The sequence below is a fragment of the Xanthomonas sp. NCPPB 3200 genome (genome assembly GCF_056393585.1).
This window is the reverse complement of record NZ_CM150785.1, coordinates 3,952,522-3,966,062: the sequence shown is the minus strand read 5'-3', so window position 1 is coordinate 3,966,062 and position 13,541 is coordinate 3,952,522. Positions and strand designations below refer to the sequence as shown.

The following is a 13,541-nucleotide window of genomic DNA, read 5'->3' as shown; positions in this document are numbered from 1 at the left end:
GCGGCAAACTGCTACAGTCGGCGCCGGACCAGTGGAGACGAGTGTGAACGCGGTTGCCGTCGATCCAATTGAGCATCGCAGTGCGGAGACACGCATCGTCGAAGCGCTGCTTGAACGCCGTCGTCTGAAAGACACCGATCTGCTGCGCGCGCGCCAGTTGCAGACCGAATCCGGTATGGGCCTGCTGGCCTTGCTGGGCCGTCTGGGCCTGGTGTCCGAACGCGATCATGCGGAGACCTGCGCCGATGTGCTGGGTCTGCCGCTGGTGGATGCACGCCAGCTCGGCGATACCCCACCGGAAATGCTGCCGGAAGTGCAGGGGCTGTCGCTGCGCTTCCTCAAACAATTTCATCTATGCCCGGTCGGCGAACGCGATGGCCGGCTGGAGTTGTGGATCGCCGATCCCTACGACGATTACGCGATCGACGCGGTGCGGCTTGCGACCGGTTGCCCGTTGTTGCTGCAGGTCGGCCTGCGCTCGGAAATCGATGACCTGATCGAACGCTGGTACGGCCAGGGCCGCAGCGCGATGGGCACCATCGTGGAAACCGCCGATGGCGATGCCAACAGCAGCGACGATATCGAAGCGCTGCGCGACCTGGCGTCCGAAGCGCCGGTGATCCGGCTGGTGAATCTGGTGATCCAGCACGCGGTGGAGCTGCGCGCATCGGACATCCATATCGAACCGTTCGAGAGCCGGCTCAAGGTGCGTTACCGCGTGGACGGTGTGCTGGTGGAAGGCGAAAGCCCGCCGGCCAAGCTCACCGCTGCGGTGATCAGCCGCATCAAGATCATGGCCAAGCTCAACATCGCCGAACGCCGGCTGCCGCAGGACGGCCGCATCATGTTGCGCGTGCAGGGCAAGGAGCTGGATCTGCGTGTCAGCACCGTACCCACCGCGCACGGCGAGAGCGTGGTGATGCGCCTGCTCGATCGCGAAACGGTGGTATTCGACTTCTACAAGCTCGGCTTCACCGAAGAGTTTCTGCCGCAGTTCCGCAAGGTGCTGGAGCAACCGCACGGCATCATGCTGGTGACCGGCCCGACCGGTTCGGGCAAGACCACCACGCTGTACACCGCGTTGAGCCAGCTCAACACCTCGGACGTGAAGATCATCACCGTCGAGGACCCGGTGGAATACCAGATCGAAGGCATCAACCAGATCCAGGCCAAACCGCAGATCGGGCTGGATTTTGCCAACGCGCTGCGCAGCATCGTGCGTCAGGATCCGGACATCATCATGATCGGCGAAATGCGCGATCTGGAAACCGCGCGCATCGCGATCCAGTCCGCGCTCACCGGCCATCTGGTGCTGTCCACGCTGCACACCAACAACGCGGCCGGCGGCATCACCCGTCTGCTCGACATGGGCGTGGAAGACTATCTGCTCACCTCCACCATCAACGGCATCCTGGCGCAGCGCCTGGTGCGCAAACTCGACCTGGCCAACGCCGAGCGTTATCTGGCATCGCCGGAAGAAATCGAACGCTTCAATCTGCGCCGGCTGCAACCTGACGGCGAGATCTACCTGTATCGTCCGCGTGCCTCGGCTGCCGCGCCGACCGGTTACCTGGGCCGCACCACCATCGTCGAATTCCTGGTGATGAACGACGAACTGCGGCGCGCGGTGATGCGCCGCGCCGGCATGGGCGAGATCGAACAACTGGCCCGCAACGCCGGCATGCGCACCATGTACGAGGACGGCCTGTCCAAGGCCTTGCGCGGCGAGACCACCATCGAAGAAGTGCTGCGCGTGACGGAGGATGCGTGAGAGTCAACGGAGCCACAACGAGCATCGGATGCTCAGGATCGGAAGATAAGCAGGGCAAGGTCCCGGCAACGCGTCGCGCACGCGCGCGCGCGGTGGCGCCAACGCAGCGCAGGCTCCTGCATTTCCCGGTTCCCGAATCCCGATTCCCCACTCCCAGCCGTCCAGCCTGATGCCCCTGTACCGCTACAAAGCGCTCGACGCCCATGGAGAAATGCTCGATGGCCAGATGGAAGCGGCCAGCGACGCAGACGTTGCGCTGCGCCTGCAGGAGCAGGGCCACCTGCCGGTGGAAACGCGCCTGGCCACCGGCGAAAACGACTCGCCGTCGCTGCGCATGCTGTTGCGCAAGAAGCCGTTCGACAACGCCGCGCTGGTGCAGTTCACCCAGCAGTTGTCCACGCTGATCGGTGCCGGTCAGCCGCTGGATCGCGCCTTGTCGATCCTGATGGATCTGCCCGAAGACGACAAAAGCCGGCGCGTGATCGGCGATGTACGCGACACCGTGCGTGGCGGCGCGCCGCTGTCCTCGGCACTGGAACGCCAGCACGGGCTGTTTTCCAAGCTCTACATCAACATGGTGCGTGCGGGCGAAGCCGGCGGCAGCATGCAGGACACGCTGCAGCGCCTGGCCGATTACCTGGAGCGCAGCCGTGCGTTGCGCGGCAAGGTGATCAACGCGTTGATCTATCCGGCGATCCTGCTAGCGGTGGTCGGCTGCGCGCTGCTGTTCCTGCTTGGCTATGTGGTGCCGCAGTTCGCGCAGATGTACGAAAGCCTGGACGTGGCCTTGCCGTGGTTCACCCAGGCGGTGTTGAGCGTGGGCCTGCTGGTGCGCGACTGGTGGGTGGTGTTGATCGTGGTGCCGGGCGTGCTCGGGCTGTGGCTGGATCGCAAGCGCCGCAATGCCGCGTTCCGTGCCGCGCTGGACGAGTGGTTGCTGCGGCAGAAAGTGGTCGGCAGCCTGATCGCGCGCCTGGAAACCGCACGGCTGACGCGCACGCTGGGCACCTTGCTGCGCAACGGCGTGCCGCTGCTGGCGGCGATCGGCATTGCGCGCAATGTGATGTCCAATCTGGCGCTGGTCGAAGATGTCGACGCCGCAGCCGACGACGTCAAGAACGGCCATGGCCTGGCGATGTCGCTGGCACGCGGCAAGCGCTTCCCGCGGCTGGCCCTGCAGATGATCCAGGTCGGCGAAGAATCGGGCGCCCTGGACACGATGCTGCTCAAGACCGCCGACACCTTCGAGCTGGAAACCGCGCAAGCCATCGACCGCGCGCTGGCCGCGCTGGTGCCGTTGATCACGCTGGTGCTGGCCTCGGTAGTGGGGCTTGTCATCATTTCGGTGCTGGTGCCGCTGTATGACCTGACCAATGCCATCGGATAACGTGGCGGCGGATTCACAACAACTTTCCGGTGACCGCGCGACACCCATGCGGGAACCATTGCAATGCCCGCCGTGTCATCTTCTGGCGGCAGCATCTTTCATCGACGTGCAAGGAAATCGTTCATGATCAAGCGCTCCATCACCCGTAGTCCGTCGCGTGCAGGCCAGGCCGGCATGAGCCTGCTGGAAATCATCATCGTCATCGTCCTGATCGGCGCGGTGCTGACCCTGGTCGGTAGCCGTGTGCTCGGTGGTGCAGATCGCGGCAAGGCCAACCTGGCCAAGTCGCAGATCCAGACCCTGGCCGGCAAGATCGAGAATTTCCAGCTCGACACCGGCAAGTTGCCGAGCAAGCTCGATGACCTGGTGACCCAGCCCGGCGGCAGCAGCGGCTGGCTGGGCCCGTACGCCAAGCCGGCCGAACTCAACGACCCGTGGGGCCACACCATCGAATACCGCGCGCCCGGCGATGGTCAGCCGTTCGATCTGATCAGCCTGGGCAAGGACGGCCGCCCCGGTGGCAGCAGTTACGACGCGGACATCAAGTACCAATAAGCCGTTCGCCATGCGCGTTGCGTGTCAGCCGTTGCGTCATCCGCATGGAGTGGTCGGCCCTGGTCGTCCCCGCACGCGTGGCAGTTCGTTGCTGGAGATGTTGCTGGTCATCGCCCTGATCGCGATGGCCGGCGTATTGGCCGCCGCCGCGCTCAACGGCGGAATCGACGGCATGCGCCTGCGCACCGCCGGCAAGGCGATCGCCTCGCAGCTGCGCTATACGCGCACCCAGGCGATTGCCACCGGCACGCCGCAGCGGTTTCTGATCGATCCGCAGCAGCGCCGCTGGGAAGCCCCCGGCGGCCACCACGGCGATCTGCCGTCGTCGCTAGAGGTACGCTTCACCGGCGCGCGGCAGGTGCAGTCGCGGCAGGATCAGGGCGCCATCCAGTTCTTCCCCGATGGCGCCTCCACCGGCGGGCGCATCGATCTGCACGTCAAGGATGCGACCTGGCGCGTGGACGTGGGCTGGATCACCGGCGAAGTGCGTTCCGGGCAGTTGCGGACGCCTGCGCCATGAAGCGCCAGCGCGGTTACACGCTGATCGAGGTGATCGTCGCCTTTGCGTTGCTGGCGCTGGCGTTGAGCCTGTTGCTGGGATCGCTGTCCGGTGCCGCGCGTCAGGTGCGTGCGGCCGACGAGAGCACGCGCGCCACCCTGCATGCGCAATCGTTGCTGGCGGCGCAGGGCATGGACAAACCGCTGGTGCCCGAGCAGCAGCAAGGCACCTTCGAAGACGGGCATTTCCGCTGGTCGATGGATGTGCGTCCGTACGACGAGCCGCGACGCAATCCGCAGGCGCCGGTCTCCCCCGGCGCGCACACGCTGCTGCAGCTGACCCTGGTGGTGCGCTGGGGCGAGCAGCCCAACCAGGTCCTGCAGTGGCGCACCTTGCGGCTGGTGGCTGCGGCGCAGCCGGGCAGCGCGCCATGAGTCGCTCGCGCAGTGCCGGCTTCACCTTGATCGAAGTATTGCTGGCGACCATGTTGCTGGTCGGCGGGCTGGCATTGGCGTTTGCCACCTTGCGCTCGGCCAGCGCGGTCAGCCAGCGCGGCGAGGCGATCGCCCAGCGCAGCGAACGCGTGCGTGCGGTGGAAGAATTCCTGCGCCGGCGGCTGGCGGCGGCACTGCCGATCGCAATGGGCATCGACCCGCAGAGTCAGCAGCCGATGCTGTTCATCGGCGAGCCGCAGCGCATGCGTTTTGCCGCCGATGTGCCGGATTACCTGGGCCGCGGCGGGCCGTACCTGCACGATCTGTCGGTGGCCGGCGATGGCGAACAGCGCACGCTGCGGATCGCGTTGACCATGCTGCAATCGGGCAAGTCGATCGAAGAGGGCACCACGCTGCCGCCGGAAACACTCGCCGAAGACGTGCAGCAGGTGAGCTTTCGGTATCGCGGCATGGATCCGCAGAGCGGCCGCCTGAGCGCATGGTTGCCGCAGTGGGAATGGCACGACCGTCTGCCGTTGCTGGTGCGCATCGAGATCCGTAGCGGCGGTGCCGCCTGGCCGCCGCTGGTGGTGGCCTTGCCGCAATCCAGCAACCCGGGAGCGGGGCAATGAGCGCAATGCGCGGTGCCGCGCTGGTGTTGGTGTTGTGGCTGATTGCGCTGCTCACCGCGATGATCGGTGCATTCGCACTGACCGCGCGGATGGAAGCGCTGCAGGGCAGCATGCTGCGCAATGGCGCGCAGGCGCAGGAATACGCGCGCTCCGGGCTGGAATACGCACTGTCCCGCCTGCAAAGCACCGACACCCAGGCACGCTGGCTCGCAGACGGCCGGCGCTATCGTTGGCAGATGGACGATGCCACGGTGGAGATCCGCATTACCGACGAAAGCGGCAAGGTGGACTTGAACATGGCCGAGCCCGCGCTGCTGGCCGGCCTGGTACGCGCGGTCGGTGGCGAACAGGGCCGCGATACGCGCATTGCCGGTGCGATCGTCGACTGGCGCGATGGCGATTCGCTGAGCCAGCCCGGCGGCGGCGCGGAAGATCGCGATTATGCCGATGCAGGATTGCCGTACGGCGCAAAGGATGGCCCGTTCGAAACGCTGGGCGAGTTGCGCCTGGTGCTGGGAATGGATGGCGAGCTGTATCGCAAGCTGTTGCCCAACCTCACCCTGTACAGCGGACGCTCGCGCCCCGAAGCGCGCTTTGCGCCGGCCCCGGTGCTGACCGCGATGGGCCTGGATGCGCGGCAACTGCTGGCCCAGCGTGACGCGCCGCCGGGTTTGCCGGGCAGCGAGGCGACGGTCGGTGGGTCGGACACTTATAGTATCGAGAGCCGGGCGCGACTGAGTCAGGGACGCGAGGCTGTGTTGCGGGCGGTGGTCTCCACCAGTGCGTCCGCATTACCTGGGTCGGCATATACCGTGTTGCGTTGGGAAGAGGGAGCAGCAGTGCAATGACCGCATGGCGGGACACCTTGGGTCGTATCGGCGTACGCGCCATGCCGGGAGCCGGAGGCTTCTGGCGTTGGTGGCAACGATCGCTGCTGGCCTGGCTGCCGCAGCGCTGGCAATGGCAGTTGGGCCTGTCGCCGTCGCGGCTGTTGTTGCAGCCCGATGGGCAGGCGTTGCAGTTGCTGCGTCAGCGCGATCACAGCAGCGAGACCATCGCCAGCCTGCCGTGGCCTGTGCAGCCGCAGGAAGTCCATGCCTTGCTGCCGACCGCGCTGGAAGGCCTGCCGCGGCATTGGCTGCTGCCGGCCGCGCATGCCTTGCGTCGTCCGTTGCGCCTGCCTGCTGCGGCAGCGGCGCGCCTGCAGGATGTGGCGCGCTTCGAGATCGATCGGCAAACCCCGTTCACTGCCGACCAGGTGTACTTCGATGCGCGCGTGCTGGACGTGCGCGAAGACGGCCAGCTCGATGCCGAACTGGTGGTGGTGCCGCGGCGCCTGATCGATGGCCCGGACGGCGTGCCCGACGCATGGGCCAGCGCCTTGTCCGGCATCGATGTCGCCAATGCGCAGGGCCTGCCGCTGGGCGTGAACCTGCTGCCGCCGGCGCGGCGGCTGCGGCGCAGCGACCCGATGCAGCGCTGGAATCTGTTGCTGGCCGCCGCCGCACTGGTGCTGCTGGCCGTGGCCGGCTGGCTGCTGCTGGACAACCGCCGCCAGGCCGCCGACGACTTGCGTGCCAAGGTGCAGGCCAACGCCGCACGTGCGCGCCAGGTCGCCGCCGAACGCCAGCAATTGCTGGATCTGGTCGAAGGGGCCAACTTCTTTCAGCAGCAACGTGCTACCCGCCCCACCTCGGTGGAAATCTGGGACGAGCTGAGCCGGCGTCTGCCGGGCGGCACCTACCTGGAGAAATTTTCGGTCGAAGGTGGACAACTGCAGTTGATCGGCTTGAGCAACGAGGCCTCCTCGCTGGTGCGGCGCCTGGAAGGCTCGCCGCTGTGGCGCACGCCCTCGCTGACCGGCGTGCTGCAGAGCGATGCCGGTCGCAACGTCGACCGCTTCACCATCACCGCCGAACTGGCCGGCCCCGATGCCAAGGAGGCGGCCGATGCCACGCAGCGTTAAGCGCGATCGCTGGATCGCTTTGGGCCTGCTGTTGCTGGTGATCGGCGTGGCCTATCTGGTGCTGGTGCACCCCTGGTTCACCCAGCCGATGATCGCGGTGCAGGACGACCTGCAAGCGCTGCGCGAGCGCGAGCTGCGCGTGCGCGTGCAACTGCAGCAGGCGCCGGAAGTCAGCAAACGGCTACGCCAGGCGCGCCAGACCCTGGAAAGCCGCCCGGGCTTCCTGCCGGAAACCTCGGCCGAACTGGCATCGGCCGGCCTGGTGCAGCGGCTGGAACGCGCCGTGGTGGAAGCCAGCCCCGGCAACCGCAGCTGCGCGATCAGCAACCGCTCGCCGCTGCAGCCGGAAAGCAAGGACCGCTTCACCCGCGTCGCGGTGCAGGTACGCCTGCGCTGCGGCACCCCGGAGCTGGCCTCGGTGCTGTACAGCCTGGAAAACGGCACCCCGCGCCTGTTCGTGGACAACCTCAACGTGATGGCGCAGCGCTACCAACTCTCGCCCAACGAAAGCGGCAACGGTCTGGACATCGCCTTCGAACTGGCCGGCTACCTGCGCCCCGGCGCCAGCGCCGCGCCGTTGAACACCGACGCCGCGCCCGCCGCCCCCGACGCCGCGGAGGCCAGCAATGCGCCTTGACATGATCGGCCTGCGCACCTGGCTGCTGGCCACCGTGGTCGGCTGGGCGCTGCTGGTGTGCGTGCTGGCCGTGGCCGGGCTGGGCAAGCGCGTGGAGCTGCTGCCGGACGACCCGGCGCTGGTGCAGCGCCTGCCCACCCTGCCGGCCCCAGCACCGGAACGGCTGGGCGCGTTCGAAAAGTATTCGGAGATCGCCGCGCATCCGGCCTTCGCCGAAGACCGCCTGCCGCATCCGTTCTTCCTGTCCGGCAACGACGGCAGCAGTGCCGCCTCGACGGTGCGCCTGACCGGCGTGCTGCTGACGGACAACTTCAAGATGGCCACGCTGACGCTGGATCCACAGGATTCGGTGCGGGTGCAGCTGGGCGGCGAAGCGGTCAAGGGCTGGCGCCTGCTCGCCCTGCAGCCGCGCAGCGCAACCATCGAAGGCCCCGGCGGCACCCAGACACTGGAGCTGCACGTGTTCAACGGCCTGGGCGGGCAACCGCCCACCGCCAATGCGGGCGCGCGTGGCGCTGCCGGCGCCGTCCCGCCATTACCGTCGCCCGATGCCGCCGCGGTCGCACCGACGCAGCCGCCGCAGACCCAGCCCGCCACGCCGCCACAGCAGCCCGGTGGGCAGACACCGCCGACGGTGCCGCCGCAGCGCAGCGATGGCGCCCAGGAAGCCCCACGCCCCTCCGATGATCAGATGCGCGCCATCCGCGAACGTATCGAAGCCCGACGCCGCCAGCTGCAACAGCAGCGCCAGAGCGGCTCTACCCCCGGTCAGACCCAATGAGTGAACGCATGACGCAGCGCCTGTTTCCCGTGTCCCTGCTGATCGGCCTGCTGGCCGGTTGCGCCACCACTCCGCCGCCGGACGTGCGCCGCGACGCGCGCCTGGACCCGCAAGTCGGCGCCGCCGGCGCCACCCAGACCGGTGCCGAGCAACGCGCCGAGGGCAATGCCAGCGCCAAGCCCACCCCGGTGATCCGGCGTGGCAGCGGCACCATGATCAACCAGAGCGCGGCGAGCGCGCCGGCACCGACGCTGGGCATGGCCAGCAGCGGCAGCGCCACCTTCAACTTCGAAGGCGAGTCGGTGCAGGCGGTGGTCAAGGCGATCCTGGGCGACATGCTCGGGCAGAACTACGTCATCGCCCCCGGCGTGCAGGGCACCGTGACCCTGGCCACGCCCAATCCGGTCTCGCCGGCGCAGGCCTTGAACCTGCTGGAAATGGTGCTGGGCTGGAACAACGCGCGCATGGTGTTCAGCGGCGGCCGCTACAACATCGTGCCGGCCGACCAGGCGCTGGCCGGCACCGTCGCGCCCAGCACCGCATCGCCGTCTGCCGCGCGCGGTTTCGAAGTGCGCGTGGTGCCGTTGAAGTTCATCTCCGCCAGCGAAATGAAGAAGGTGCTCGAGCCCTATGCGCGCCCGAACGCCATCGTCGGCACCGATCCCTCGCGCAACGTGATCACCCTGGGGGGCACCCGCGCCGAGCTGGAAAACTACCTGCGCACCGTGCAGATCTTCGACGTGGACTGGCTGTCGGGCATGTCGGTGGGTGTGTTCCCGATCCAGTCCGGCAAGGCCGAAAAGGTCTCGGCCGATCTGGAAAAGGTATTCGGCGAACAGAGCAAGACACCGAGCGCCGGCATGTTCCGTTTCATGCCGCTGGAAAACGCCAACGCGGTGCTGGTGATCACCCCGCAGCCGCGCTACCTGGACCAGATCCAGCAGTGGCTGGACCGCATCGATAGTGCCGGCGGCGGCGTGCGGCTGTTTTCGTACGAATTGAAGTACATCAAGGCCAAGGACCTGGCCGACCGCCTGTCGGAAGTGTTCGGTGGGCGCGGCAACAACAGCGACTCCAACGCCTCGCTGGCCCCGGGCTCGGAAACCAGCGTGCTCGGCGGCGCCCTGGGTAACCGCGACAGCAGCATGGGCGGCAGCTCGGGCACCACCGGCGGCAGCATCGGCGAAAGCAGCGATGGCAGCTCCTCTGGCAGCAGCTTCGGCGGCAGCAGCGGCAGTGGAAGCAGCAGCGGTGGACTGGGCAACGGCAGCCTGCAGCTGTCGCCGCGCAGCAACGGCAATGGCGCGGTGACGCTGGAAGTGGAAGGCGACAAGGTCGGCGTGTCGGCGGTGGCCGAAACCAATACCTTGCTGGTGCGCGCCACCCCGCAGTCGTGGAATTCGATCCGCGACGTCATCGAAAAGCTCGATGTGATGCCGATGCAGGTGCATATCGAGGCGCAGGTGGCCGAGGTGAATTTGACCGGTGCGCTGAGTTACGGCGTTAACTGGTATTTTGAAAATGCAGTAAATGCACCGGCAACCGCGACCGATGGCGGTCTGACCAATGGAACGGGCATCGGTCTGGGAGCTGGTCTTGCAAATGCAGCGGGACGTAACATCTGGGGTGACATCGCCGGGAAAGTCGGCAGTGGAGGGGTTGCTTGGAGTTTTCTAGGGAAAAACGCTGCTGCGATTATCACTGCGCTCGATCAAGTAACTAACGTTCGCCTGCTGCAGACGCCTTCTGTGTTTGTGCGCAACAATGCCGAAGCGACGCTCAATGTCGGTTCGCGTATTGCCATCAATTCGACGTCCATCAATACCGGGCTTGGTAGCGACAGCAGCTTCTCTTCGGTGCAATACATCGACACCGGTGTGATCCTGAAAGTACGGCCACGTGTCACGAAAGACGGCATGGTATTTCTAGATATCGTGCAGGAGGTCAGTAGTCCAGAGAATCGCCCTGCTGCTTGTCTTTCTGCGACAGCAACAGTCAATGCGGCTGCCTGCAATGTCGATATCAACACGCGTCGCGTCAAGACAGAAGCAGCCGTGCAGAGTGGTGACACCATCATGTTGGCGGGCTTGATCGACGACAGCACAACTGACGGTAGCGACGGTGTGCCATTCCTGAGTAAATTGCCGGTGGTCGGCGCTCTGTTCGGGACAAAGACCAAAGATTCTCGTCGCCGCGAAGTCATCGTGCTGATCACTCCATCGATCGTGCGCAACCCCCAGGAAGCGCGCAATCTCACCGACGAATACGGTCAGAAGTTCAAGGCCATGGAGCCGCTGAAACCCAGCCAGAAACCGCAATGAGTGCGGCACTGCCCGTCGTGCTGGTGCCGGTCGGCACCGACGACGAGGCCCTGGATGCCTGCCTGGGCGCGCTGGATGCCGCCACGCCCGCCGGCACGCGGGTGTGGCTGGCCGACGATGCGCAGGCCGGCCCGCGCGGCCGCGCGGTGATCGCGCACTGGTTGGCGCGCACGCGGCTGCAGGCCCATCACACCCGTCGTCAGCGCATGCTTGGCGAGGTGGCGCATCTGGACGAAATGCTCAGCGGCTGCGGCGATGCCGATGTGGTGGTGCTGGGTGTGGATGCCTGCCCGCTGCCGGGGTGGTTGAATCAGCTCGACGCCTGCTTTGCGCGCGATGCGTCGATTGCCACCGCCACCCCGTGGAGCAATGTGGGCGAAGCCTGCAGCTGGCCACGCCTGGGCGAACTCAATCCGATGCCTGCCGCGCCGGAGCGGCTTGCCGCGGCGTGTGCGGCGATGCCGCCACTGCATCCGGAACTGCCGTCGGCAATCGGCCACGCGGTGCTGCTACGTGGCAGCGCGCGGCGCAAGGCCGGCGGCCTGGACGCCAGCAGCTATGGTTCCTGGTATGCGGCACTGGTGGACCTGAGCCTGCGCATGGCTGGCCTGGGATGGCGCAACGTGCTGTGCGACACCGCCTTCGTCGCCTCGCCGCACGAAGGCCGCCCTGCCGATGGCGACATGGATGCACTGGCCACACGCTGGCCGGCCTGGCACGCACGCCTGGCCAACTTCCTGATGCACGACCCGCTGCGTGCGCAGCGCGATCAACTCGCGCAGTTGCTCGCCGATCTGCCGCCGCCTGACCCGCAGCGCACGCTGTTCGACGCGTAGTGATAGCGCGGCCGAGCCTGCCCGCTGCATTGGGCGGGAGCGGCGATGGAATGACCAAGAGCGACTGACACGAACAACCACGCACTTGCTAGGTGGGCACAGATGCTGCGGCCTGCATCATCTTTTTGAGCATGTACCCATAGCCACCTCAGTCGGTTCTGCGACATGTGGTCAACCGCAGAGAGCATCGCAACGATGCACTACAGATGCAACGAAGAAAGCAGCGCGTGATGCTCACCATCGATTCCCGATTCCCGATTCCCGAATCCCGAATCCCGAATCCCGGCGCTAAAGCGCCGACCGCATCGGTGCCTCGGTGCGTACCACCACATCCAGCGCATCGTGGCGCCAGGATTCGATATCCAGTTCCACCGCGCGGCCGTCTTCGGCGAAGCTGATCCGCTGCAGCCGGAAGCACGGTGTGCCGGTGGTGGACTGCAGCAACAGGGCTTGCGTGGCGTCCAGCCCGGCCGGATGCATCGACAATTGCGCGCGGCTCAGGAATAGCCCAAGTTTCTGGTTGAACACGCTCGACAGCGAGCCGGCCAGGTCGTGTTCCATCAGGCCCGGCGCCCAGGCGGCCAGCACCACGTTGGTTTCCAGCAGCACCGCGCGGCGGTCGATCCAGCGCCGGCGTTGCAGCACGAAGACTTCTTCGTACGGCGTCTCCAGCCGTAGCGCGGCCGCGTAGGCAGGCCCCGCTGCCTGTCGGGTGGCACTCAATAGCTCGGTGCGCGGTTTGCGCCCTTGCGCCGCCACGTACTGCATGAAGCCGGCGATGCTGGTGGGGTCGTAGCGCACACGCGGTGCGCTGACGAACCAGCCGCGCCGGTTCTCGCGGTAGATGCGGCCCTGCGCTTCCAGTTGCTGCAAGGCCTCACGCAAGGTGATGCGGGTGCAGCCGAAGCGTTCGGCAAGCTCGCGCTCTACCGGCAGGCGCTGATCCGGGCCCCATTCGCCGGCGGCGATCTGCGCGGAGACGATTTCGGTGATGGCGTGTTGGCGCGACGCGCTCATGCGGCGACCTGCCGATGAAGGCTGCGGCGCATGTGCAAGGCAGGCGGATAAGAGAGGTGCATGCAGCGATGGTAAAGAAGAACGCGCCCGCAAACTGCAGGTGGCTCAGGCAAGGCCTGCCAGGTTCTGCTGCTGTTGGGTTTTCCAGCTGCGCCATCCATACAGCGCCAGCAGCACGAAGCCTGCATACAGCAGTGCGGTGGGATACAGCCCCTTGCTGACGAACACGCCCACGTAGATGCAATCGAGCACGACCCACAGTATCCAGTTGGCGATGCGCTTGCGTGCGGCCCAGACGCTGGCGACCAGGCTGAAGCTGGCCAGCGCCGCGTCCAGCCACGGCAGTGCGGCATCGGTGCGGTGATGCATGTAGGCACCGAGCGCGGCGGCGAACACGGCACCGATGCACAGCGAGATCCACAGCTCCGCCTGCGGCATCGGCAACGGACGAATGCGTGTCTGTGCGGCCATCCCGCGCTGCCACTGCCACCAGCCGTACAGCTGGGTCAGCACGTAGACGCCTTGCAGCAGCATGTCCGAGTACAGCTTCCACTGATAGAACAGCCAGGCATACAGCGCCACCGCCACGATGCCGACCGGCCAGCACCAGCGAATACGCCGCGCGGTCAGCCAGACACCGAGCAGGTTGATCACGACGGCGGCAGATTCGAGCAAGGACATGGAAGGGCTGGGGAGGATGTCTGA

At 66.5% G+C, this 13,541-nt stretch carries 14 protein-coding genes; 12 read left to right on the top strand and 2 right to left on the bottom strand.

Annotated features, from left to right (window positions below; genetic code table 11):
- Window positions 1-43: 43 nt before the first annotated feature.
- The 12 genes from gspE (at window position 44) to AC06DU_RS16975 (ending at window position 11,819) form a co-directional block, all read left to right on the top strand.
- Complete coding sequence (gspE, locus tag AC06DU_RS17030; RefSeq protein ID WP_046344335.1) at window positions 44-1,771, top strand: type II secretion system ATPase GspE; 1,728 nt, start codon at window positions 44-46, stop codon at window positions 1,769-1,771.
- 169 nt (window positions 1,772-1,940) lie between these two features.
- Window positions 1,941-3,158 (top strand): type II secretion system protein XpsF, encoded by a 1,218-nt coding sequence (gene xpsF, locus AC06DU_RS17025; RefSeq protein ID WP_047129329.1) that lies wholly within the window; start codon window positions 1,941-1,943, stop codon window positions 3,156-3,158.
- Between the two features lie 123 nt (window positions 3,159-3,281).
- Window positions 3,282-3,713, top strand: coding sequence for a type II secretion system major pseudopilin GspG (gene gspG, locus AC06DU_RS17020; protein WP_024939118.1), 432 nt, complete (start codon window positions 3,282-3,284; stop codon window positions 3,711-3,713).
- 10 nt (window positions 3,714-3,723) lie between these two features.
- Window positions 3,724-4,233 (top strand): type II secretion system protein XpsH, encoded by a 510-nt coding sequence (gene xpsH / locus AC06DU_RS17015; protein ID WP_029218998.1) that lies wholly within the window; start codon window positions 3,724-3,726, stop codon window positions 4,231-4,233.
- Entirely contained in the window at window positions 4,230-4,646 is a 417-nt protein-coding gene (gene xpsI / locus AC06DU_RS17010) for a type II secretion system protein XpsI (RefSeq protein ID WP_029218999.1), read from the top strand. The genes xpsH and xpsI overlap by 4 nt, the downstream gene beginning before the upstream one ends.
- Window positions 4,643-5,278, top strand: a complete 636-nt coding sequence (locus tag AC06DU_RS17005; protein ID WP_102580542.1) for a type II secretion system protein J — start codon at window positions 4,643-4,645, stop codon at window positions 5,276-5,278. The genes xpsI and AC06DU_RS17005 overlap by 4 nt, the downstream gene beginning before the upstream one ends.
- The gene (locus AC06DU_RS17000; RefSeq protein ID WP_478202887.1) at window positions 5,275-6,126 is read left to right on the top strand and encodes a type II secretion system minor pseudopilin; all 852 of its coding nucleotides are present in this window, start codon (window positions 5,275-5,277) and stop codon (window positions 6,124-6,126) included. Before AC06DU_RS17005 ends, AC06DU_RS17000 begins: the two co-directional genes overlap by 4 nt.
- Window positions 6,123-7,244, top strand: a complete 1,122-nt coding sequence (locus AC06DU_RS16995) for a PilN domain-containing protein (protein WP_478202886.1) — start codon at window positions 6,123-6,125, stop codon at window positions 7,242-7,244. Before AC06DU_RS17000 ends, AC06DU_RS16995 begins: the two co-directional genes overlap by 4 nt.
- Window positions 7,228-7,881, top strand: coding sequence for a type II secretion system protein GspM (gene gspM / locus AC06DU_RS16990; protein WP_016901906.1), 654 nt, complete (start codon window positions 7,228-7,230; stop codon window positions 7,879-7,881). Before AC06DU_RS16995 ends, gspM begins: the two co-directional genes overlap by 17 nt.
- Entirely contained in the window at window positions 7,871-8,662 is a 792-nt protein-coding gene (gene xpsN, locus AC06DU_RS16985; protein WP_024939113.1) for a type II secretion system protein XpsN, read from the top strand. Before gspM ends, xpsN begins: the two co-directional genes overlap by 11 nt.
- Complete coding sequence (gene gspD / locus AC06DU_RS16980) at window positions 8,659-10,983, top strand: type II secretion system secretin GspD (RefSeq protein ID WP_478202885.1); 2,325 nt, start codon at window positions 8,659-8,661, stop codon at window positions 10,981-10,983. Before xpsN ends, gspD begins: the two co-directional genes overlap by 4 nt.
- Window positions 10,980-11,819 (top strand): glycosyltransferase family 2 protein, encoded by an 840-nt coding sequence (locus AC06DU_RS16975; RefSeq protein ID WP_478202884.1) that lies wholly within the window; start codon window positions 10,980-10,982, stop codon window positions 11,817-11,819. The genes gspD and AC06DU_RS16975 overlap by 4 nt, the downstream gene beginning before the upstream one ends.
- Before the next feature lie 288 nt (window positions 11,820-12,107).
- On the opposite strand, the gene AC06DU_RS16970 is transcribed toward AC06DU_RS16975, so the two are convergent.
- Both AC06DU_RS16970 and pnuC read right to left on the bottom strand, forming a co-directional pair.
- On the bottom strand, window positions 12,108-12,836 hold the full coding sequence (locus AC06DU_RS16970; protein ID WP_478202883.1) for a UTRA domain-containing protein: 729 nt from the start codon (window positions 12,834-12,836) through the stop codon (window positions 12,108-12,110).
- A 105-nt stretch (window positions 12,837-12,941) separates the two neighbouring features.
- Window positions 12,942-13,517 carry a nicotinamide riboside transporter PnuC gene (pnuC, locus tag AC06DU_RS16965; protein WP_016901891.1) on the bottom strand — a complete coding sequence of 192 codons (576 nt, stop codon included), beginning with the start codon at window positions 13,515-13,517 and terminating at the stop codon, window positions 12,942-12,944.
- Window positions 13,518-13,541: the final 24 nt, after the last annotated feature.

What these genes read in the sequence shown, in the direction of transcription:
- xpsN (WP_024939113.1), top strand. Translation starts at nt 7,871, where the DNA reads ATGCGCCTTGACATGATCGGCCTGCGCACCTGGCTGCTGGCCACCGTG.
- AC06DU_RS17000 (WP_478202887.1), top strand. Translation starts at nt 5,275, where the DNA reads ATGAGCGCAATGCGCGGTGCCGCGCTGGTGTTGGTGTTGTGGCTGATT.
- pnuC (WP_016901891.1), bottom strand. Translation starts at nt 13,517, where the DNA reads ATGTCCTTGCTCGAATCTGCCGCCGTCGTGATCAACCTGCTCGGTGTC.
- gspD (WP_478202885.1), top strand. Translation starts at nt 8,659, where the DNA reads ATGAGTGAACGCATGACGCAGCGCCTGTTTCCCGTGTCCCTGCTGATC.
- xpsH (WP_029218998.1), top strand. Translation starts at nt 3,724, where the DNA reads ATGCGCGTTGCGTGTCAGCCGTTGCGTCATCCGCATGGAGTGGTCGGC.
- AC06DU_RS16995 (WP_478202886.1), top strand. Translation starts at nt 6,123, where the DNA reads ATGACCGCATGGCGGGACACCTTGGGTCGTATCGGCGTACGCGCCATG.
- AC06DU_RS16975 (WP_478202884.1), top strand. Translation starts at nt 10,980, where the DNA reads ATGAGTGCGGCACTGCCCGTCGTGCTGGTGCCGGTCGGCACCGACGAC.
- gspG (WP_024939118.1), top strand. Translation starts at nt 3,282, where the DNA reads ATGATCAAGCGCTCCATCACCCGTAGTCCGTCGCGTGCAGGCCAGGCC.
- xpsF (WP_047129329.1), top strand. Translation starts at nt 1,941, where the DNA reads ATGCCCCTGTACCGCTACAAAGCGCTCGACGCCCATGGAGAAATGCTC.
- xpsI (WP_029218999.1), top strand. Translation starts at nt 4,230, where the DNA reads ATGAAGCGCCAGCGCGGTTACACGCTGATCGAGGTGATCGTCGCCTTT.
- AC06DU_RS17005 (WP_102580542.1), top strand. Translation starts at nt 4,643, where the DNA reads ATGAGTCGCTCGCGCAGTGCCGGCTTCACCTTGATCGAAGTATTGCTG.
- gspM (WP_016901906.1), top strand. Translation starts at nt 7,228, where the DNA reads ATGCCACGCAGCGTTAAGCGCGATCGCTGGATCGCTTTGGGCCTGCTG.
- AC06DU_RS16970 (WP_478202883.1), bottom strand. Translation starts at nt 12,836, where the DNA reads ATGAGCGCGTCGCGCCAACACGCCATCACCGAAATCGTCTCCGCGCAG.